Here is a 21437-nt window from a genome sequence, read left to right on the forward strand (position 1 = left end):
CCCGTTTTCTTAGCGCGACAGCCAACCACGACCAGATGCGGCCGTCGTCCGTCGCGCCAGCATCATTATGCGCTTCGATCATTCCGGCGCAAACTATAATAGCGCAAATTTGCAAGTGCATATTTGCGCAAATTCATCAGAAAAATTGCGGTGCGGCATGCCGGCATATTGCGACTGCGACCATTTCTGTCATTCTTGAGGGCGCGAACTCACAAAAAAGATTTGCACGGCTTTCGGTCTGGACATAGATGTTTGCGCATGTTGCGCATATTTGCGCAACTACAGGTGTCATGGGGGGAGTTACGAACAGCATCAGCGCAAAGCCTTTTGCGTACGCGAAAGCACTGGCGCCCGTCGTTTGCCGCTCATCTGCCTGAGAATCGCAGCCAATAGGGGTTTTGAATGAATAAGAAGTCGAGGTTCAACCGGATGCTGCTGTTGTCAGCCTCCATACCAGCGGCGGCTCTGCTCGCAAACGCTGGTGGTGCATTGGCGGCTCCCGCCACAGTGAGCGTGCCGACCGGCGCAGGAACCGGCGCAGCCGTAAACGCCGACATTGCTACGGCCATCACCACGCCAGCCAATCCCGACCTCACGGTGACGATTGCCAGCGGCGCCGATATCAGCGGCGCGAGCGTCGGCTATGATTTCGTTGCAGGAGGTTTTGCTGCGGGTCAGGGCGACGGCGCGGTAAACCTCACCAATGATGGTCGCGTGACCGGCCTGAGCTTTGGCGGCGTGGGTGCGGCAAGTGCCGCCAACAGCTTTACCGCCACCAACAATGGTGAAGTCGTCGGCGGCGTAAGCGCGACGGACTTTGGCGGCGCGGTATCGCTTACCAACAATGGCACTGTAGGCGGCAGAGTTGTCGGCTCTGGCTTTGGTGACGTCACACTCGCAAACGGCCTAGCCGGTGAAGTGGGTGGCAGCCTTATCGGGCAGGCGCTCGACGCCGCCAACGTCTCGATCACTAACGCTGGCACTGTCGATGGCGACCTCGATGGATCGGCCACCACCGGCACCGTAAGCATCGCCAACAGCGGCGATGTTGCAGGCAGCGCCTTTGCCTCGACCAGCGAAGGGGCGATCTCCGTCACCAACGCCGCGTCTGGCCGCATCAGCGGCGATGTGTCCGCGGGATCGGAGTCCGGCGCGATCACGATCGCGAACAACGGCCAGGTCTTGGGTCAGACTGACGCGTTTAGCCGCAATACGACCTTCACCTCGACCGGTCCGACGACCACTGTTTCGGGCACCACCACGACCACCCAGTCGAGCACTTCGCAGCAGACCGTCGGCGGCGATATCGATGGTACTTATGCGGGTATCAATGGCTCGCTGAACTTCGGTGCTGGCAATGACGGCAGCATCACTCAAGTGAGCGGCACGAACAGCACGGCGACCGTGACGGGCACCGTGTACGGCGACATCTACTCCGAAGCGTCTGGCTCGTCGTTCGCCACGCAGAATGTGGCCGTGTCGACCGATTCGCGCGACGCGGCGGGCACCGGCTCGGTCGTGAACAGCAGCAGCAACACCTTCGACGTTGCGTCGACCGGCGGCACGAGCACCGTCAACATTTCCGGCATGGTCGCGCCAGGCGATTCAGGCCGCAATGGCGATGTCACATCCCGCGGCGATACTGCGAGCGCAGTCAATATCAACGGCGGCAAGGTTTCGGGCAATGTTTCCTCGACCAGCCAGGGCGTGGCGTTCAACGGGACATTCACCTCGGAAGACACCGACACCTATGACGCGGGCGTTTTCCAGGGTTCCACCTCGGTAAGCGGCACGCAGTTCAATCAGACGCGGGCAGGCGGAGACGCGTCCGTCTCGCTTCAGGGAAGCAGTCTGGTTAACGGCAATGTGAGCGTTGTGGGCGGTGCCTCTGCTTCGGCAGCAATCGGCTCGGCAGCCAAGGTCGAACAGGATGTGTTCGTCAGCACGGCTGTCCCGACTGGGCCATTCTTCTTCACCGTAGGCGATGCCTCCTCTACAGCCTCCAGCACGCGGGCAACGGATGCGTCGGGAGACGGCACTCAGGTCGATACGTCGCTGTTTACGGTGTCGGCTCCGGCTGTTGCTGCTGATGCCACGCTCAACAACGCGGGGCGGATCGATGGCGATGCGACCGTTGCAGCGGGTTTCGGCAACGCCACGGCGAACATCACCGGCACCGTTGGCGGTTCGGTGAACGCCAGCGCGTTCGCGTCCACCTCGAGCAGCGGTTCCACTTCGGAATATAGCGTTGCTGGCGGACTCAACACGCTGACGTCGCAAACCGTCACCGACAGCTTCGCCGACGCGGGTGGCCAGGCCAATGTCGTGATTGACACGGCCGCTGCGCTGCAGGGCAAGGGCGTACCAAGCGTTGCGGGCAACGTCTTTGCTTCGGGCGTCGCTGGCGCTTCGATCACGGTCGGCAGCGGCAGCGTTGTTGGCGATGGTGGCTTCGGAACGGGCAATCTGTTTGCCAACAGCTTGGGCGAAAGCAGCAGCGAGGAGACTGTCACGACCTACGCTGCGGACGGCTTCACGCCCGTCACGGTTGCATCGACCTTCAGCACCACCGCAGTAGGCGGCGGCGCTTCGGTCACCAACAACGGCACCGTTCTTGGCGATGTCGAGGTTCAAGGGCTGACCTCCGCTTCGCTGGTCAACAATGGCGATCTGGGCACCGGCGGCAATCTGTTCAGCGTTTCGGCTCTAAATGGCAACAGCACTGTCACGTTGACCGACACGAACCCGACCAATGCTGGCATCCGCGCCCTCGCCGCGACGATTGACGCAATGCCGGTGGGCGGCAACGCCAGCTTCACCAACAGCGGCAACGCCTTTGGCGATGTTGAGCTGGAAGGCTTGACCGGATCGTTCACCAACAATGGCATCCTGACCGGCACCACTACGCTTGGTGGTTCGGTGTTCAGCGGATCGGCCACGGTCGATGCGACGATCAACACCACCAACGTGACCGTGACCCCCGTTGCCGCTTCGCAGACCTACACTGTCGATCAGAACGGTGTGTCGGGTGGCTTCAACGTGACGGGTGCGGTTTCGACGCAGAGCGATGTCGTGTCCGAGCTGTCTTCGCTGCTTTCGCCGGCGGTTCCGCTCGATGCCTCGCAGGTCGATCCTGCTGCGTTCAACCTGACCGTGGGTGGCGAGGCAGCCGTCAAGACCGCCGACATCAAGGCGACGATCAACCTCAACAACGGTTCGATCACACTTGGCGACATTGACGCACAGCGTGCCGACAACGGGGCCTTCCTCACCGACACGACCGTCAACCTGAATGGCAGCGGCTTCCTGGGTGCCAGCGAACTCCGTTCGGCTACGTCGACCTCGCCTGCCAACTTCACGCCGGCCGCCACGCTGCCGGAAGACGCTGAAGGTCTGTTCGGTCCGACCGCCGTCCGCGTGCTGGGCGTCAACACGGTCAACAAGACCGGTGCAGGCACCTTCGTGGTGACGGGCGCCGAATATGTTCCGGCTGAAGGCTCGACGCCCGCAGGCTGGACGATGGATGTCGGCAACTTCAACGTGCAGGCTGGCGAAGTTCAGCTGGACGTTGATGGCACCGACGCCGTGTTCGGTATCAAGGGCAACATCAACAATGATGCCACCCTTGTCCTGGGCCGTCGTGCACCGACCTTCGTTCAGACGGTTGGCAACAGCATCGTCACGCCGGGTCCCGAAGCGATCAAGGGCATCGAGATCTATCAGCAGGGCAACTACACCCAGACTGCCAACGGCACGACGGTTGTGGGCATCAATCCCTCGCTGGTCCGCTTTGGCAACCTGTCCGTCAACAATGGCGGCGCAGCGCCCGAAGTGCTGGGTCCGATCACCGGTGGGGTCAGCGTTCCCTACTTCACCACCCCGACCAATGCCGGTGTCTTCTCGATCCCGTCGTCGGTCACTGTGGACGGTAACCTGAACCTGGCCGGCAAGGTCGCGGTGACGGTGTCGAAGGATAGCCTCTATTCGACGGGCGACGGCTATACGCTGTTCACCTATACCGGCACCGGCAACGTCACCGCCACTGCGGCACCGACGCTCGCCTCGCAGTTCGTCACCTTCGGCCTGAAGCACGATGCGACCGCCAAGACCGTTTCGATCGCGGCGACCCGCAACAGCTACGCCACGGGCGCAACCAATCCCAATGCCGCTTCGGCAGCCGTGGGTCTGGACAGCGCACTGGCTGACGTCATCGCTCGGGTGAAGACGGACGCTGCCGGCGGCAATGGCTTTGCTTCGGTAACGGAGATCGCCAATGCGCAGGACATCGCCAACATCGCGGCGGGTCTCGACTGGCGCCTGAACAGCGCACAGGCGGCGCAGGTCTTCAACGAGCTTTCCTCGGCGGAGATCTACGGTTCGCTGGCCGCTGTGGATCAGAACGCGGTGTTCAATACCACCGTCAACCGTCTGGCCGCGCGCCGCGGTTATGGTGAGGCATTGGGTACCCAGATCTGGTTCAACCCGTCGGCGAACTTCGCCAAGACGGGCGGCACCAGGTCGGGTGCGTCGAAGATCAAGACCAACAGCTATGGCGGCGCCTTCGGCGTTGACGTGGCCTATCAGGAAGACGGCGCCTTCGGCATCGGCTTCGGCTATGGCCAGCATGACGTCACTGCACAGGGTTCGCAGGAAGAGGCGCAGGTTCGCACCTACACCATCGGTGCATATGCGACCCAGGGCTTTGGCCCCTTCTACGGCAGCTTGCAGCTGGCTTACGGCTTCTCGAAATTTGAAGTCGAACGCGACCTGGACATCCTTGCTCGCACCATACAAGGCGACTTCAAGGGCAAGCAGTTGGATGCCAGCCTGGAACTGGGCTATGACTTCGCCGCCGGTAGCGGTCTGGTCGTGACCCCCTATGGTAAGCTGGCGCTGCGTCGCTGGTCGATGAACGGCTTCACTGAAGAAGGTGGCGCTGGCATCGGACTGAAGGTGGATCATGCCTCCAAGACCGTCTTCTCGCCTGTTCTGGGCGTGAAGGCCGGGGCTCTGATCGGTGATGCCGATGGGATCGCCTATCGACCCTATGCGAAGGTGCAGTACAGCTTCCAAGGCAGCATCGGCAGCGATCGCACGGTCCAGTATCTGGGCGGCGGCGACGCCTTCCGCCTGAAGGGTGTGGATCCGGACGGTAACGGCCTGATCGAACTGGGCATTGATGCTTCTGTCAACAAGCGCGTCAACCTGTTCCTCTCTGGCGGTTACGGCTTCGGCGGCCATAACAGCCTCGGCCAGGTCCGCGGTGGCATTAGCTTCGGCTTCTGACACAATCAGTAGTGACGGGAGGGCGCGGCGGTTTCGGCGCGCCCTTTCGTTTGCTTCGCTGCCTTGCTCTCCTGCTTTCGCGTTGAACGATAGCTATGTCGAGCGCCACACCGGATTGGAAGAATTCTGCTGCGTCCAAATCTGTCGCGTGACTTATTCACACCCCAACGAGAAATATTGGCGCAGAATCAACGAGTAAACAGAACGTGAACAACTTTGGAACAAGCGCAGAACCTCTCAAGACGATTGCGGGTCTGATTATGGAGAGGCTTGCCCATTACGGGGTTCAGATTTTGACTAACGGGAACGGCGCACTATGCTTTTTCACGCCCTCTCCCGGTCATGTTGGTCGCCCTTGGGTGGCAGGTGAATACGCACAAGGACTGGAAGACGGCGCAACACGGGAGTTGCAGCAGCTCGTGAGGGCCTCGCCGATGCTTGCCCGTGCCATCGTGGATGAGCTTACGGTTTCCGGACTGCCCTCGGCCTCAGACTGAACAGTGTCTCTTGGCTCTAACGTGCCAGTCGCATAGCTGCGTATGTACGGAGGGGGGGCTCCCCTTCTCAGAGAATTTTCGGCTCTCCGCGCATGATCAGAAAATCAGCATTTGTGATGTCTAGCGGAAATGCCTTAACTTATAGGCAGTTAAATCGATGTAGATGAGAGGCAGAGGCGGCGGCTCAAGCGGGTCGACGCATTTGGTCAAGGAATGCGCATCAATATGAACAAGATCCCGGTAGCTGCACTTTTCGAGGGCCACATCGTCACACTGGAAGGCGATCGCTTTGTTGATCCGCGGAGTGATGTTGATGAGCTGAGGGCCCCGTTGACTGTGGTAGGCCATTATGCCGGTATTCCTACGGCGCAGGATGAGCACCGAGCGTTTAAGCTCATCGGTGATTGGAGTGATGTTGCGGCAGAGCAGGATGTTCCTGAGCAGGCCTGCACAATGTTGCTCGTCACGCCGGCGCCTTCGTCGAAATTGCTCGTAGCTTATTTTCCTGATGATCAACATGAAGTAGTGGTGGATCTGGATAATCAAGACGGATTTGAATGATTTTCGCACCGGATGATCCGGGTCCTATAGCGGCCGACGAAGCCTTGGATGTGCGTGTCCTAAAGGTTTTCGACGGCGACGGCTTCCTGGCAAATGTTTGGCACCCACTGCGAGAGGCATGGGTGGAGCGCATCCCTTTCCGGTTCGCGTTCATAGATGCACCAGAAATGGAACAGCCCTTCGGGCCCGAAGCCCGCGACTTTCTGCTCGGACTGGTAGGTGGCAAAAAGCTTCGTTTGCTTCCGATTGGCAAAGAATCGACGGGCGGCGTACCTATCGACCCGTATAAACGCCTCCTCTGCATGGCATATTTAACGGAGCAGATGGATCCCGGAAGGGTGGAATATTATCATGAGGGTAAGCGGGGATCTTGCTTGGTGACGAGACCCCGGTCCGTTACCCGCAATATCGAGCTGGAGATGATCGTAAACGGTTGGGCCTGGGTCACAGAGCAATATGCGTTCGACCGCGAAGCGGAATATTTCAATGCACAGGACGATGCCAGGCGGAACCGGCGCGGATTATGGGTCAGCAACAATCCCGATCCGCCGTGGAACTTTAAGCGTCGCCAGAAGCATCGAATGCGGCAAGCGGAGGGGCAGGGGCGACTGATTTAGAGCAGTGCCTCACTTTCCATATCATCAGACGTTCAGTTCAAGTTGATCCCATTCGATGCCGGCAGCCTTCAACCGCGCAAAAGGGTCAGCATTCTCGTCGTCGAACGACCAACCTTCTGGCATGCGCACTTTCAGGCCGAGCTCGAAGTCGAGGCGCTGTCGTTCAGCTTTGGAGATCATCACGATCTTCAAATGCCGCTCCAACAATTTCGCGACCGCTGACGCATCTGCTCCCGAAGAAAACATCTTCTCGCACTGATTACGAATGAGCGCCAAGGGCACAACATGTTCACGATGGTCAGCGGACGCCCGTGAGCGCCCAGCCGTGATGATATGGTTAGGGATCAACGGCTCATCAAGCAAACGCGAGTGACGCCAGTTTTCTTCCCATGACTGCTGCATTACCCAAGCAGCTCGTTCAAACACGCGTCTGGCAATTTCTTTTTTGTCGAGTTCAGGTCGCATACTATCCGGCACAATGTAGAAATGATCCCCATTGTAGGTTTGCGTTGGCTTCCGCAAGCCGGCGTATGTCAACATGCTTCAGTTTCAGCCGCTCAAGCATCCGGTTAAAATGTCACCGCGGTCCGCAATTCGGCTAGGATTGAGCTCACAGTGTCTCGATGCTTTTCATTCCGGGCAGCCCAAAGGCGTCGAAGCACATTCTCCTCTACAAAATCGTCGAGTTTCGCGGTTCTCAGCCCAAGGACAAAGTCCGAGAGATCTTCCATCGGCGGGCAATCGCCCGCCTGCTGGAGAATGGCAGCGAGTTGCTTCGGTGTCACATCGAACGCAGTCACGCCCACGTCGTGGACCGCAACCTCTAGGCCAGCGCTCATGAGGACGATCGACAGCACCGAATTTATAGCCGTGCCACGCCAGGTGATGACGTGGGTGTCTCGCGCCGCGGGGATGAGTGCGCGTCGATGGAGGCCGAGTTCGCGGAACGCGGTGCGCCCCTGCAGGAGGAACTCCTTTCCGGCCGCATCGAGATATGCGGGGACCTCGTGGTCGGACAGCACCTCCAGCATCGTGGCGGTGACGCGGTCGTGCAGTTGCTCGTTCGCGGGTCGATCGAAGCGGGGCAGCTTCCCCGATCGATGGGGAACAACTTCGAGCACCTTGGCGCGGTCATCGACCGCCTCTACGCGCCATCTACGGCCTGCGAAGCCTACGAGTGATCCTATCCCGAGGACATTGGTGAGCGGAACGGTCCCGAGGGTACGGCCGCTCGAGACAAGGCGCCATTCCTCGTCCGTCTTGAAGACGGCATAGAAGTCGCGCGCCTGGACCAGTTCCTCCCCCGTACGACCGAGCATGAGGATGCCATCTGGCGATTGTTCGAGAAGTTCGAAACCCTGAGGACCAGCCCCGCGGAGCAAATCGGCGTAGTCGGACGGCGCGAAGGCTAGGTAGCTGTCCCGACCGAATAGGAGCTTGTGCGCCCCAGCCGCGCGGACGCCGCCCTCGGATGCTATCAGCGAGAGGGTCTGATGCAGAGCCACCGTGGCAAGCGAAGGGTCTTCTGTAGAGGGCTCGACCCAATTCTCCTGCAGAAGTCGGACGCAGGCGACGGCCCTCACCGTTTCGAGGCGTAGCTTGTCCAGCGGATCGGAATCCGGATCGAGATGGTCTTCGCGGACATAGATGCGAAGCACCGCCGGGCTACCGCGACGGCCGCTCCGACCGAGGCGCTGCTTCAGACCGGAAAGCGATCTGGGCGCACCCACTTGGGCGACCGACTGGACGCTGCCCAGATCGATGCCGAGCTCGAGCGTTGTCGTCGCGACCGCGGTGGTGGGCTGGTCGCCAGCCTTGAGTCGCGTCTCCAGAGTCTCGCGGAGTTCCTTGGAGAGGCTGCCGTGATGCGGGAAGAATTCCTCCGGCACGTTGTCTCGCTCCGATCGCTCGCGGAGGCGGTCCGCAAGAGCCTCGACCGTCCGCCGAGAGGCAGCGAAGGCGAGGTTGTTCGACCCACGCAGGTTCGAGAAGATATGGTCTGCGATTTGGCTGAGCGCATCGTGTGCCCCGTTCTCGGCGATCTCGTCGATCCCTGCACCCTCGGGGGGCTCCTCGTAACCGCGGATCTGCAGCCTGACGCCCGGTCCGCTCTGCGGCGCGCGCAGCACCTCGACGCTATGTGGGCTGACCGCGTTCATCCAGCGGCAGGCCGCGTCGGCATCGCCTAGCGTGGCGGAGAGGCCGACCCGTCGCGGGCGTCCGGACGCGATCCTGTCGACGCGACGGAGAAGAGAGGCCAAGTGCAGCCCGCGCGGGCCTTGGAGGAATGCGTGAAGCTCGTCCACGACGATCCCATGCACGCCTCTGAACAGCTTAGTGGCATCGGCGGGGCGGCGCAGCAGGAGGGCCTCGATCGATTCAGGGGTGATCAGCGCGACGCCCGCTGGCGCCTTGAGCAGTCTCGTCTTAGGGCCTTGAGGCGCGTCGCCATGCCAACGGGTGATTGGTAGACCAAGGCGTTCGCACAGAGGTTCGAGACGCCTGAACTGGTCGTTGATCAGCGCCTTGAGCGGACTGACGTATAGGAGGCGAAGGCCACCACCTGTCATCTCCGCTGCCTCGGTGAGCAGCGGCAGGAACGCTGCCTCGGTCTTGCCCGAGGCTGTGCCGGCCATGATGATTACGTCGCTGCTGGATCCCAGGATCGAGCGGATCGCCGTGTCCTGTATCTCACGCAGGCCGGTCCATCCCTCATCGCGCACCCAGCGGCGGATTTCAGGATGAAGCCGATCATAGGACGGGGCGTCAGATGCGAAGGTCGACAAGCTCTTCGTCCGCCTCTGGCTCTTCTGGCTCCTCCCTGTCCGGCGAGACAGCTGCGATCAGATCGTGCCACTGCGTGTCAGGGTTCTGCTCCAAAACGGACAGAAACTGGACGAAGGCCTTGATGGTGTTGCGGGGTGTGCGGAAATAGGCCTCGCCGATCCGCTTATTGCAATGCTCCATGAAGGCGGTCTTCGCCTCGTCAGGCACGAGGAAGGCCGATGGGTCTCCGAGTGCGAAGACCGACCTGATATTTCCTAGCAGCACGAGGAGATCCTCGGGCGACAGGCTCTGGAGCCGTATCACTGGTCCGCTGAGATCGATCCGCCCCTCTGTGGCGAAGCTGTTCTCTTCCAACCGCGATTGGAGCGCCTTGTAGCTGTAGAGGCCACGCCGACTGTCGAGTAGGAACTCCGGCGTTCCTCCGAAAACGAAGCCGAGCCCCTCGACATTGCCCTGCAGCACGTCGTTGAGCGTCCTGAGAAGCTGCTCGTAGTTCTGGTTGCGCGCTTGGGAGCTCTGCAGCTTGTAGAGGTTGACCATCTCGTCGAAGACCACGAGAAGTCCTGAATAGCCCGCGATGCGAACGAAGGCTGAGAGAAGCTTGAATGTGTCATAGACGTCCGCGTCGTCGATTATGCTGCGAACGGGGAGGGCCTGCCGCGCCTCCGTCTTGGTGGGATATTCGGCCCTGAGCCAGCGCAGCGCCGCCGCCTTGAGGCCGTCGTCACCATCCTCGTGGGCGCGCCAGTATGTCTTGAGCACCGTGCAGAAGTCGTGACCGCCTAGCATCTCCAGCAGGGGAGCGAGGCGCCGGTCGATGATTCGCTCGACAGGAGCTCCACCGTCTTCAGCCTCCCGAACGCACTCCGTTACGAATCGCTCGACAATGCTAGGAAGAGCGCCGCCTTCCGGCTTCGTGCGTGTCGCCATGTTCCGGACAGCCTCCGCATAGAGGCCGCGGGCCTGTCCCCCAGTCGCGTGAAGCCTACGGTCGGGAGCGAGATCGGCGTGGACCGTGACGCATTTCCGTTCGAGGGCGATGAGACGCACGAGATTCAGGAAGAAGGTCTTGCCTGCTCCATACTCGCCGATGACGAAGCGAACGGCCGATCCGGCGTCCGCGATCCGGTCGATGTCGCGGACGAGCGCGCCGACCTCCTGAGAGCGTCCGACCTGGATATGCTGGAGGCCCACCCGTGGAACGACGCCGGCGGAAAGGGCCTGAATGATGAGATCCCGGTCCTTGCGTCGGATTGTGCTCAAGCGGCAACTCCCATTGGTTCAAGTTGGTCAGTCACTTCGGAGGAGACGCGCACGTCGTCGTCGTCCTCCACGATCGGCTCGCCCAAATTGTCGAAGCCCCATTCGTTCAATGTCTCGATGGCGCCGTCTGGCATCAGGCGCAGCTCAGCCGCGAGTGCATCGAAATCGGTCCGAGCCATCGGGCCGGCCAGAAGGCGAATAAGAAGATTAGAATGGGGGGCGTCGAGGCCAGCGAAAGCCGATGCGGCGACGCTTGCCTTAGGCGGAGGGGCGGGGGCTGGTTCGGGCTCCTCCTCGACAAAGATTGCCGCGAGCATCGCGGACACCTGCGTCGTTTCGCCGCGGATCCTCTCAAGCCTGGCGGCGTCGATGGCAACGCCCGCCCGCTTTGGCTCGTCAGGCAGCGGCACCATGCGCTCGTGAGTGGCTGGCAGAACCTCCACCGGACCGGCATCCTCACCGCTGCGATGCAGGGCGGAATAGAGCGCACTCGCGGGTAGCCCGAGCGCCGCGTGGAGCGCCTCGAGGAACCTAACCTCGTCGGGCAGGACCCGGCCATCTGCTAGCACTGCCTCGACCGCGGAGGCCGCGAGCGCCGCCCTGCTCTCAGGAGCGATGTCCGTCAGCTTCTTCAGGGCTGCACGGACCTTTGGCGGATCCGCAGCAAGAGCGTTTCCGCACGCGAGCAGCCGGATGATCTCCTCTTCCTTGAGCTCGGGTGTCGAGCGCAGACGGCGTTCGATGGCGTCCATCTCTGAGGAGGCGACAGTCCCGTCCGACACTGCGGCCAGCATTGCGACTTCAACCATGCCGCGGGCAGCCGCGTAGACCGAGCGTTCGGGATCGACGGCCCCACCAAGGCTTGCCGGGAACAGGGCGATGCGTCCATCGGCCCGGAGCGCAGCGGCCGGACCGTAGCGGCGATCGGGCTCGAACCCGAGATCCAGCGCGTCGAGCGCGAGGCCCATCTGCCGAACGAGAACTGCAGGCAGCTTCTCGGTGCCCGGCCCTAGCTCCAGATCGAGGGCGCGTGCCACGTCGCCGACCGTTGCCAAGCCGCCAACTGTCGATTGATCGAGCGCGTTCCGGCAATCGGCGAAGGAGGCCCGTCCCCGGCGGAGCTCCAGTGGTAGCAGGAGGTCGCCGCGCAGCGTTCCGCGAACATTTGGGTCTCGGCCCAGCAGTCGGCTGTAGGCTGATAGATCTTCCATGCAGCCGTCGAGGATCGTGCGAAGGCTATTGAGCGGGGCCTGCGTCCCAGAAATGTCAGGAAGATCCATTTCGATCGAACGGAAGAACGTGTTGCTTGCCGCCTGATATCGGGAGCGGATCTTCGACTTCGGCCGTCGGACCCGTAATCCTTCTGGATTGCGGACGGCGAAGCGGACGCGCCAGAGGCCGAGCAGCTCTTCGAAGCACCGCTGCCCCGGCGTCCGGAGGTAGACGTCTGGAAGCGATAGCACCCATAGAAGACAGTCGTCGGCATCGAAGGGCTGGTTTTGCTCGATTCGGCTGCCAAGCCGCACTCGGACATTGAGCGGCAGCTCCATCTCGTAGTTGTGCGGCGGAGCGGATGTTACGGGTTCATCGGTGCTATCGCCGTATAGGCAGGAAAGGGCGAGCAGCTTCGACGCGTAGGCCGTGAAGGAATAGTTCTCTCCATGGATCGCTAGAAGGCGCCGGAGTTCCGCGAAGATCGCTGAAGCCTCATCCTTGGCGTCTTCGACCAGCAAGCGCTGCTCGAGGCCGTAGAAGAACACGAACACGTAGCCGATCGGGATGTTAGGATCCGTCCGGCCATTCTCCAGCCAGTCCAGATAGGTCCAGCGTGCCCGCGGATCGAGGCGATCGTAGCTCGGCCAGTATGTCAGGGTGTCGCCGGAGGGATCGCCCTGAGGATTGATGGGAAGCGTGGGATCGATCCGGCTTTTGTCACGCGCCGGGTCATGCCGGGCAGGAGTGCCATAGTAGACCATATCGAGAGTGACGGTTCGCGCTCCCACCTGAACCACAGTCGGGTGGTTAACCCAGCAGGCTGGAGCCCGCGGACCCCTCGATGTCGGAGAGGCGGGCGCGGAGGGGCGAGGCCGCGGCGCGGCGACCCCCGACTTGGACATCCGCGTGGCATAGTCCGACGCCTGCTCGATGGTCGAGAATGAGTATCCGCCATAAAGGTATCGGCCATTGGCGCTCAGGCTGACGCCCGGCGGAGCCCTGTCGAGGTCCGACGGCGGGGATGGCGAGGACGCTGTCGCTGCGGTTGTCTCCGCATCGCGACCGAGTTCGGGCTGTCCGTCAGTGCCTGTCGCCGGGGCGCCAGACATTATCTCGCCGAATCGACGAGCGACTCTAGAGAGCCAACCTTCTGACTGGGCCATCATTCTTCCCCCCGACTTGGGGATACTGTCCCAAAGTTATTCGGATTGCCAGAGCCTTACTCTTCCTCAAAAATGGCAAAGTGATCTGAATCAGTTGATGTTAGCCGTAGAATAATAAATGCGGATGTAGCAGCGTGAAGCGTCGATCGGCCCGTGCGTGGGATTCGCGGAGGAACTCGACGACAGGGGGAATGGACGAAATGGTGTTGTTGGGGATTCCGGTCATACCGGTGCTTGTTTTTGCGGTTCTCGTTAGCCTTGCATACGCGTTCGTCCGCTACTTCTTCATTCCCGCGAAGCGGCTGGATGCAAGCCTAAAGCAGATCATCGACAACGTGGAGGCAGCGCGGGCGAACGGGCTTCGCGACCTCTCGAAGTGCTTCGAACCCGACCGTGCGATCGCCGCCATCTTCAACGAGTATCGCGAGACGCTCCACGTTCAGAAGGATCTCGACACCCAGACGGGCGAGATGGTCGAGAGGGCTGTCCGCTCGACGGTTCCGGCTGAGATGTTTCTCTCGCCACACGCTGTGGTGGACAATCGCGTCCATGCCGAGTTCTTCAAGCATCTGCCCGGCATTTTCACCGGCATCGGCATCATCGGGACATTCACCGGCCTTCTGACGGGCTTGAGCTCCTTCCAGATCTCGGACGATTCCGGTGTAGTCCGGAACAGTCTGACCGCGTTGCTGCATGGCGTGAGCGAGGCGTTCGTCGTTTCGGCCTTCGCAATCATCCTTGCGATGCTCACGACCGGACTGGAGAAATTCCGGCTCAACAGCCTCTACCGCAAGGTAACGCAGCTCGCTCACGAGATCGACGCGACCTATGAGGCCGGTGCAGGCGAGGAGTATCTAGCTCGCCTCGTGACTTCTTCGGAGGACGCCGCCAGTCAGACCAAGATCCTGAAGGATGCGCTCGTCGCAGATCTGCGGGAGATACTCACCGACCTTGCCGATCGGCAGATCAACGCGACGGTGCAGCGCTCCAACGAACTCGGCACGACTATCGCAGGTGCGCTGACCGACGCACTCAAGGGACCGCTCGACCAGATCGCCGGCGCGGTGGGCCAAGTCAGCCAGGATCAGTCGTCCGCCGTGACGAAGCTGCTGACCGACGTGCTCGCGAGCTTCAGCGACCGCTTGGAGAACATGTTCGGCACGCAGCTCTCCGGCATCGGCGACATGCAGCAGCGCACGATTGACGCGATGCAGACTGCGGTCTTGAAATTGCAGGACCTGACCGACAACGTCGAGGCTGCCGGGACGCGAGCTTCTGACGCGATGTCGACCAAGCTTCTCGAGGTTGTTCAGGCGGTCGAGGCCAAGCAGGCCGCGATGTCGGAGGAGCTCCGCACTGTGATCGAAGAGATCCGCTCATCGACGGGCGAGATGCAGGAGGCGACCCAGACCCGCGTCCAGGACATGTTGACTGCGCTTGGTGAGGGGATGGCGCAGGCGATCTCCGCCATTGAGAGACAGGCGGCTGAACGCTCCAGGCTTCAGGCCGAGGAAGACGGCAGGCGTGCTGAGGCGGCGGCTGGCCACGTCGGGCAGATGCGGCAATCCGTGGATGCGATCTCCTCCAACGTCGATGGTCTCGTGGCGGCGATCCGCGAGATGACCGCGGGCGTCCAAAGTGCGACGCGGGATGCGTTCGTTCGTCTCAACGGGGGGGCGGACTCCCTGCTGGCTGCCGCTAACAAGCTCGAGAATTCAGGGCGCGAGGTCGTTGGCGGGTTCGACCGCATCGCGAATGTCACCACTGGCCTTTCGGAGGCCGCAGGCAGCGTTGCCGGGGCGGCTAGGGGCCTCGACTCTGTCGTCTCCGATTACCGATCAGCCCGCGACGCGGTTGCCACCATGGTCCAGGATCTCCGCGCTACCATTGAGAATGCATCACGTGAGGCCAGCCTCACTGCAGATGTCCTCAATCGAATTGAGGGCGCAACGCAGAAGCTGGTGGCTGCGCAAACCGAGGCGGACGGTTTCCTCGACGAAGTCGCCGAAGTCATCGGCCAGTCGCACGAGAAGTTCTCGGAAGGTATGCGCGGCGTCGTTGTCGAGGCGAATCGGGAGTTCCACACACAGCTGTCTCGTGCCACCGGAATGCTCAAGGAAGCGATCCAAGAGCTCGAGGCTTCCCTTCCTTCCACCGGTCGGCAGGCGGCGTGATCTGAATGTTCCAGCGCGTTACTATGGGGCATCGTGGTCGCGAGGAGGGCGAGAAACCCTTCTGGATCTCGTTCGCCGACCTTATGACTGCCCTGATGGTGCTCTTCCTGCTCGTCATGAGCGTGGCGCTCCTTGCCGTGACGCGCACGATTTCGGAGCGCGAGCAGCTTGAGGCCGAGAGGCAGGCGGAGATTGTTAAGCTCCTCGACCGCATCGACAAGGCTGCAAAGAAGCAGGGCATCCGCGTCGATCACAACCGTGCCGTCATCGACTTCGGAGATCGTGCCCGCTTCGATTCGGCGAGCAATGCCCTCAGTCCCGAACAGGAGCGATTGCTGCGGTCGTTTGTCCCGGAGGTGCTCGCGATAGCGCGGGACAAGGGCGGGCAGCGATGGCTGAAGCGGATTGTGGTCGAGGGCTTTACTGACCGGAGGGGGAGCTATCTCTACAACCTGAACCTCAGCCTCCAGCGTAGCCAGCGCGTTCTGTGCGCGCTGATGGCGCGGCCGCAGGCGGGCGAACGGCCCATGGATCGACGCGAGCTAGAGGAGATACGGCGGCTCTTCCTCGTCGGCGGCTACTCCTCAAATTCCGCGAAGGCGTCGCTCGACGCAAGTCGACGCATTGAGCTGCGCCTGGAATTCTTCGGCGTTGATGAACCGGCGGCTGCACCTGTCGACGCGTTTGAAGGCGAATTCGGTACATGCGCCCTCTGAGCCCGAGAATGACGAAGCTGCAGCAGCGGCTGGCCGACGTTGGCGCTGCGGCGTTCCGCGACATGCCGGAGCCCGACCTCCGAATCTTGAAAGGGCATGTGCAGTCACTTCAGGCCATGCTCAGCGGGGCAGGCGCGGGTGCGGGCGCTTCGAACGACCGGATCCAGACGGAGATACTGAGGTTTCGCGAGACCGGCAGGCTCCATGATGTTCGGTCGGCACGCTTGGTGAGCTGGGGAACGCGCCTCAGGTCTGTAGGCCAGCCAGCGCTAATAGAGGACGGTGAACGGTTCGATCCGCTGCTGAGTGAGATTGATGCCTTCCGATCGATGCCCCGGCCATACAGGCGGTGCTGGCGGGGCCTGCTCGATGGCTACGTGAACTACGATCCCGGAAATGCTCGTGGTGCCGGTGATCGGAACTGGCGGGTCCTGCGGGAATATCTGAACGACAATCTTCCACAGCTCGAACGCTCCGGGCAGGCACCGGACTGGCTCGCCGCGATCGACGACCATGCTAACCTGCTGACTGAGGATCCATGCACGCGCTACGGAGCCGAGCTTCTCACCGGGGAGGGGAATCCCCTCGAAGTTCTTCGTCGCGATCTCTCCGCGGGTGACACTTCGTGGATCGGCCAGCGTATATTCGAGGCGCAGATCGAGGCAGCGGTAAGGTTCGATGACCGGAAGTTCCGTGATGTTCTCCCGCGCGTCATCGGTTTGATCGTGGAGCATGATGTGCTCGCGGATCACGGCCTGTCCCGTGTTCTAGATCGCTACTCCGAATGTTCCTCGATCGAGGTCGATCCGGCGCTGTGTGAGACCTCCGTCGGTCGATGGGGCAATCCGTGGCTCGAGCGTAACGACACACTTTGGACACTTGTCCGTCCGGACACGCGACGGATGGTTTCCTCGTGGCACAAACTCCGGCTGATCGAGGACTTCTTCAACCTCCTCTCGGCCGATGGCATCAACGACCAGCGTCGCATCAACTTCTGGAAACGCCACGTTGATCAGATCAGCGACATGCATTTCGCGCTTGGCGACGCCGCCTATCGCGATCCGCGTCCGAGCTTCAAGACCCTGCGGCAGATGATGAAGGGCCGCATGCTCAACCTTACAAACGGAGGCGTTTCCAGCAACAATGCCTTCATCATGCGCATCGCCGGCCACGTCTACGTGGAGTTCGGAGAGGAGGGCAACGCTATGTTCGCCTTCGATGCTGCCAAGCTGCCGTTCGATCTCTCGAAGCTGCAGGTGGCGGGAAACAAGACCGCGCTCAAGCACCCGAGCAACGTCGCGCGTATCATCCACAAGGACGGCGTGGGCGAACGGTGGGAGCGTAAGGCCGATCGGCTCATCGCCTCCCTGTCAGCCGCACGAAGTGGCTCCCAGGTTAGTCATACGACGCCGTCCTACGGCGCGCGCCCATCAGCGCCGCCGCCCCCTATCACCATATCCTCCAACCCCTCACCGGCCCCGCGACCCGCGAGCGCCGACTCCGAACTGTTCGCGTTCTTCGCCAAGCATGGGATCAAGACAGCGGATTCGCGAGATAAGGGAGGTTCGCTATGGGCCTACGCGCCGCGCTTCGGTCCTGCGACGAACGAACTCACCCGTAGGAACTTCGCTTGGGCGGAGCGTCGCGGGGCTTGGTATCTGCGCTCATGATCTGGGGTAGGAAGGCGGCCAAGACGGAAGTGCGCCAGGTGGCCACGCGATCGCCCGTCGTTGAGGATGGTGGCATTCTCCTGCCGAGCGGTGGCGAGCCGACCCCCAAATCGAAGGCAGCGACGGCGCTTCTCGACCAATTGGCGGATGAGGGGCTGGCCGAGCGGGTGGAGGATGGTCACCGCTTGAATTGGTCCCAGCTCTTCGTGCTGTTGGAGGACGCGGAGGCTGCGGACGAGCTGGCGATACTCGATCTTCCATCATCCACTGCTGCGGTCCCGAAGATTGTCAGCCGAAAGTCTCTGACCGATAGAGACTTCTCGGTCGCAATAGACGGATGGTTCGATACCGACCGTCGACCAATGTCCGGCGCCAGGCTCAAGGGCGGTGCCCTCGAAGCCGACGGTGGCGTTCAGCTCGTCGCTCCAGGCGTCTGGAACCTTATCGAGCGAATCCGGCGGTTTGCGCGCCGTCCGGAAGGGGAACGGAACGAAGCTGACCAGCGCCGGGCGTGGGGAGAGATTCGTCAGTTGGCAGTAGCCGCTGGCGCCTCGCTCGACGACTTCCTCTATCGAACCGTGGTTCTCACTCCGGACCGACTGCAGATGGCGCTCCGTCGCTCGGAAGGACTTGGCCTCGTGGAGATCGAACCGTGGTTCGAGGGGGCACCCGCCGACTGGCTCGAGGCGTTTGATAAGTCGGGTCAGGTGCGTGACAGATACGACCTACCAACGCCGCACGGGATCATCCAGGTCATGATCTCGCCGGAGGTCGGCACCGTGCTGCGGGAGGTCAAACGCATGCCCGGTCGGCGCGTGGCTGGCGAGCGGGCGCAGGCGTTCCTCCTCAATCCCATTGCGGCGCTCGGACCGGACGCGGCAGCTGTCGTCGACGAGGACCAGTTCGAGGAGGCAAAGCAGCAGGCGGGCATCGTTTTTGAACGGTTCGCCGCGGTGACACCTGAAACCCATGGAGAAGCTGCTTTGGGGCTGCTCATCACGAGCGGGTCAGGCGACGCTATTGAGACGCGCGAGATCATGCTCGAGGAAGCCGACGTACTCGAGTTCATCGAGGGCGTAGAGCGGAACCTTGATCGTGGCCTCCAGCTGTTTGCTTGGGACGAATACGAGTTCGAGCTTGACGGCGATAGCAGGCTACACTGCGAAGCGCTTCGCCGGGCGCTCGGCCATCGCGAGGATGGGGTCATCACGCACGGCCAGATTTACGACCTCTCCGGCTATTCGGAGCGCGTCGAGGGAATCGGCCAAGAAAAGTCCTTCTACTCACCGCACATTGCCAAGCGCGACGATGGTGAGGGCTGGTTCCCCGAGAATCTAGTTCCGATGATCGGATGGACTGATCCGAACACCGAACAGCCGTGCGTTCTGCCGCTGACCGACAAGCTATCGGCCGAACTCCGCAAGGGGTTGGAGATGGCCAAGGCGAACGGAGCCACTTCCGTATCCTTGACCGGGTGCCCCACTCCCATACCCGTCCGCGAGGCGGAGGCGATAGTTTCTACGTTCGGACAGGTGCAGGATCAGGCGGCAAAGGGCACCTTCAAGCCAGAGTCTCCTGTCCGTCGCGGCAAAAAGCCTACGTTGATCCTCAAGAGCAATATCGGACAGGTCGACTACCAGGAGGAGCGGCTCGCGGCGCTAGCCGAAAAGCCGGCTCCCGCCCGCCTTCCTTCCAGTCTTCGTCCCGGCGTCGCGCTGAAGCACCACCAGCTTGAAGGTCTTGGATGGATGCAACACCTTCTCGCACTGGCCCCGGATAAGTGTCGGGGCGCACTGCTGGCGGACGACATGGGACTTGGGAAGACGCTTCAGATCCTGAGCCTCGTCGCGAGGGCAAGGGAAGAGGATCCCGGTACGCCGCCAGCGCTGGTGGTTGCGCCGCTTTCTCTCTTGGAGAACTGGAAGGAGGAGGCAGAGAAGTTCCTCGAGTCTGGAACGCTGAAGATCCTCATGGCTTACGGCGAGGGCCTCGCTGGTCTCCGCGTCGATCGGTCCTCGGTCGACGAGCAGCTTCGCCGGGAGGGTCTGGTGCGCTTCCTCCGGCCGGACTGGCGGGGTGATGCCGACCTCGTCCTTACGACCTATGAGACGCTGCGCGACCTGGAGTTCTCGTTCGCGCGCGAGAAGTGGTCGGTCATGGTCTGCGACGAGGCGCAGAAGATCAAGAACCCCAACGCGGCGATGACCCGGGCTGCCAAGAAGCAGCAGGCGAAGTTCCGTATCGCCTGCACCGGGACGCCCGTCGAAAACAGCCTAGTCGATCTGTGGTGCCTGTTCGACTTCGTGCAGCCCGGTTTGCTCGGCGCGCTCAACGAGTTCGGGTCGACCTACCGCCGACCGATCGAGGCGAAGAGCGACGATGATCGGGTGAAGGTGGAGCAGCTTCGGGGTATCATCACGCCTCAGTTGCTCCGCCGGATGAAAGCAGATGTCGCGACCGGCCTGAAGGCGAAGGTCGTGGACGAGGAAAGCCGCAGTTTGGATATGAGCCCTTTCCAACGCGGCCTCTACGTCGGAGCCATCGACACCTTCCGGCGATCGGGGGCGGCACCGGGGAGCCACCTTGCACTTCTCCACAAGCTCAGGCTCCTTTGTTCCGATCCGGATGAAAGCGCGGGTAGCGCATATGATCCGGTTGAGAGCTACCGAGCACGGTCACCGAAGCTGGATTGGCTAATAGAAGTACTTGAGGTAATCCGCGATCGCGGAGAGAAGGCCATCGTCTTCTGCGAGTTCAAGGCGATCCAGCGCTTGATTCGACACTATGTGCGCGAGGCCTTTGATGTTCCCGTCGACATCATCAACGGCGATACGACCGCCGTGGCGAGCAGCATCGATAGCCGGCAGAAGAGGATTAGGGCCTTCCAGGAACAGCCTGGCTTCGGCGTGATCGTCCTATCGCCCGTGGCCGTCGGGTTTGGGGTGAACATGCAGGCGGCTAACCACGTGATCCATTTCACCCGGACCTGGAATCCCGCGAAGGAGGACCAGGCAACCGACCGCGCCTACCGCATCGGACAGACGAAGGACGTGTTCGTCTACTATCCGACCGTGTCTGCTGGCGACTTCAAGACGTTTGACGTTAAGCTGGACGAGCTTCTTGAGCGGAAGCGCTCCTTGGCGAGCGACATGCTGAACGGCAGCGGCGAGATCGGTCTACGCGATTTCGACGTAGACGAGCTAAGGCCGGTCGATCCCTGATCGCATTGGGTCGGCGCATTGTCGGACAGCGAACAGCTGGAGGACCGTGTTACGCAGTAAGGTGGCGGATGTGAGGAGTATCGGAGGCTTGCCACCGAGGCGCTTCAGGAATTCCCGCTGTGCGATACGAAAGTGGGGGCATTCAAGGGGGCATGCAATATAAAGATGAATAAAATAATCAAATGAAATGAGTACCTTGAAGCGAATGTTTGGTTTCCTCCCTCTCCGCCATATTATCCATCAAGTCGCTGAATTCCGGCGAATGCG

General features: G+C 61.6%; 11 protein-coding genes. 7 read left to right on the forward strand and 4 right to left on the reverse strand.

The window, feature by feature from the left end; all coding sequences use genetic code 11:
- Nucleotides 1-402 precede the first annotated feature (402 nt).
- The 3 genes from EGM87_RS17365 to EGM87_RS17375 all read left to right on the forward strand — a co-directional run bounded on the left by EGM87_RS17365 (nucleotide 403) and on the right by EGM87_RS17375 (nucleotide 6961).
- The gene (locus EGM87_RS17365; RefSeq protein ID WP_137709461.1) at nucleotides 403-5286 is read left to right on the forward strand and encodes an autotransporter domain-containing protein; all 4884 of its coding nucleotides are present in this window, start codon (nucleotides 403-405) and stop codon (nucleotides 5284-5286) included.
- Nucleotides 5287-6008: 722 nt separating this feature from the next.
- The gene (locus EGM87_RS17370) at nucleotides 6009-6344 is read left to right on the forward strand and encodes a hypothetical protein (RefSeq protein WP_137709460.1); all 336 of its coding nucleotides are present in this window, start codon (nucleotides 6009-6011) and stop codon (nucleotides 6342-6344) included.
- Entirely contained in the window at nucleotides 6341-6961 is a 621-nt protein-coding gene (locus EGM87_RS17375; RefSeq protein ID WP_137709459.1) for a thermonuclease family protein, read from the forward strand. Before EGM87_RS17370 ends, EGM87_RS17375 begins: the two co-directional genes overlap by 4 nt.
- Before the next feature lie 24 nt (nucleotides 6962-6985).
- Here EGM87_RS17375 and EGM87_RS17380 read toward each other — a convergent pair whose 3' ends face one another.
- The 4 genes from EGM87_RS17380 to EGM87_RS17395 are packed head-to-tail and all read right to left on the reverse strand — an operon-like array spanning nucleotide 6986 to nucleotide 13392.
- Nucleotides 6986-7501: a hypothetical protein gene (locus tag EGM87_RS17380; RefSeq protein ID WP_137709458.1), complete on the reverse strand. Its 516-nt coding sequence runs from the start codon at nucleotides 7499-7501 to the stop codon at nucleotides 6986-6988.
- Between the two features lie 29 nt (nucleotides 7502-7530).
- Nucleotides 7531-9747 (reverse strand): DEAD/DEAH box helicase, encoded by a 2217-nt coding sequence (locus tag EGM87_RS17385; protein ID WP_137709457.1) that lies wholly within the window; start codon nucleotides 9745-9747, stop codon nucleotides 7531-7533.
- The gene (locus tag EGM87_RS17390; protein WP_044661485.1) at nucleotides 9728-11011 is read right to left on the reverse strand and encodes an ATP-binding protein; all 1284 of its coding nucleotides are present in this window, start codon (nucleotides 11009-11011) and stop codon (nucleotides 9728-9730) included. Before EGM87_RS17390 ends, EGM87_RS17385 begins: the two co-directional genes overlap by 20 nt.
- Complete coding sequence (locus tag EGM87_RS17395) at nucleotides 11008-13392, reverse strand: tellurite resistance TerB family protein (protein WP_137709456.1); 2385 nt, start codon at nucleotides 13390-13392, stop codon at nucleotides 11008-11010. Before EGM87_RS17395 ends, EGM87_RS17390 begins: the two co-directional genes overlap by 4 nt.
- Before the next feature lie 188 nt (nucleotides 13393-13580).
- Here EGM87_RS17395 and zorA point away from each other — a divergent pair, with 188 nt between their 5' ends.
- The 4 genes from zorA to EGM87_RS17415 are packed head-to-tail and all read left to right on the forward strand — an operon-like array spanning nucleotide 13581 to nucleotide 21170.
- Nucleotides 13581-15563 (forward strand): anti-phage ZorAB system protein ZorA, encoded by a 1983-nt coding sequence (gene zorA, locus EGM87_RS17400; RefSeq protein WP_137709455.1) that lies wholly within the window; start codon nucleotides 13581-13583, stop codon nucleotides 15561-15563.
- A 5-nt stretch (nucleotides 15564-15568) separates the two neighbouring features.
- Nucleotides 15569-16279 carry an OmpA/MotB family protein gene (locus tag EGM87_RS17405; protein WP_044661486.1) on the forward strand — a complete coding sequence of 237 codons (711 nt, stop codon included), beginning with the start codon at nucleotides 15569-15571 and terminating at the stop codon, nucleotides 16277-16279.
- An 8-nt stretch (nucleotides 16280-16287) separates the two neighbouring features.
- Entirely contained in the window at nucleotides 16288-17949 is a 1662-nt protein-coding gene (locus EGM87_RS17410; RefSeq protein ID WP_171009994.1) for an EH signature domain-containing protein, read from the forward strand.
- Nucleotides 17931-21170, forward strand: coding sequence for a DEAD/DEAH box helicase (locus tag EGM87_RS17415; RefSeq protein WP_503345418.1), 3240 nt, complete (start codon nucleotides 17931-17933; stop codon nucleotides 21168-21170). The genes EGM87_RS17410 and EGM87_RS17415 overlap by 19 nt, the downstream gene beginning before the upstream one ends.
- Nucleotides 21171-21437: the final 267 nt, after the last annotated feature.

The organism is Sphingobium sp. RSMS (assembly GCF_005406185.4).
Classification (GTDB): domain Bacteria; phylum Pseudomonadota; class Alphaproteobacteria; order Sphingomonadales; family Sphingomonadaceae; genus Sphingobium; species Sphingobium fuliginis.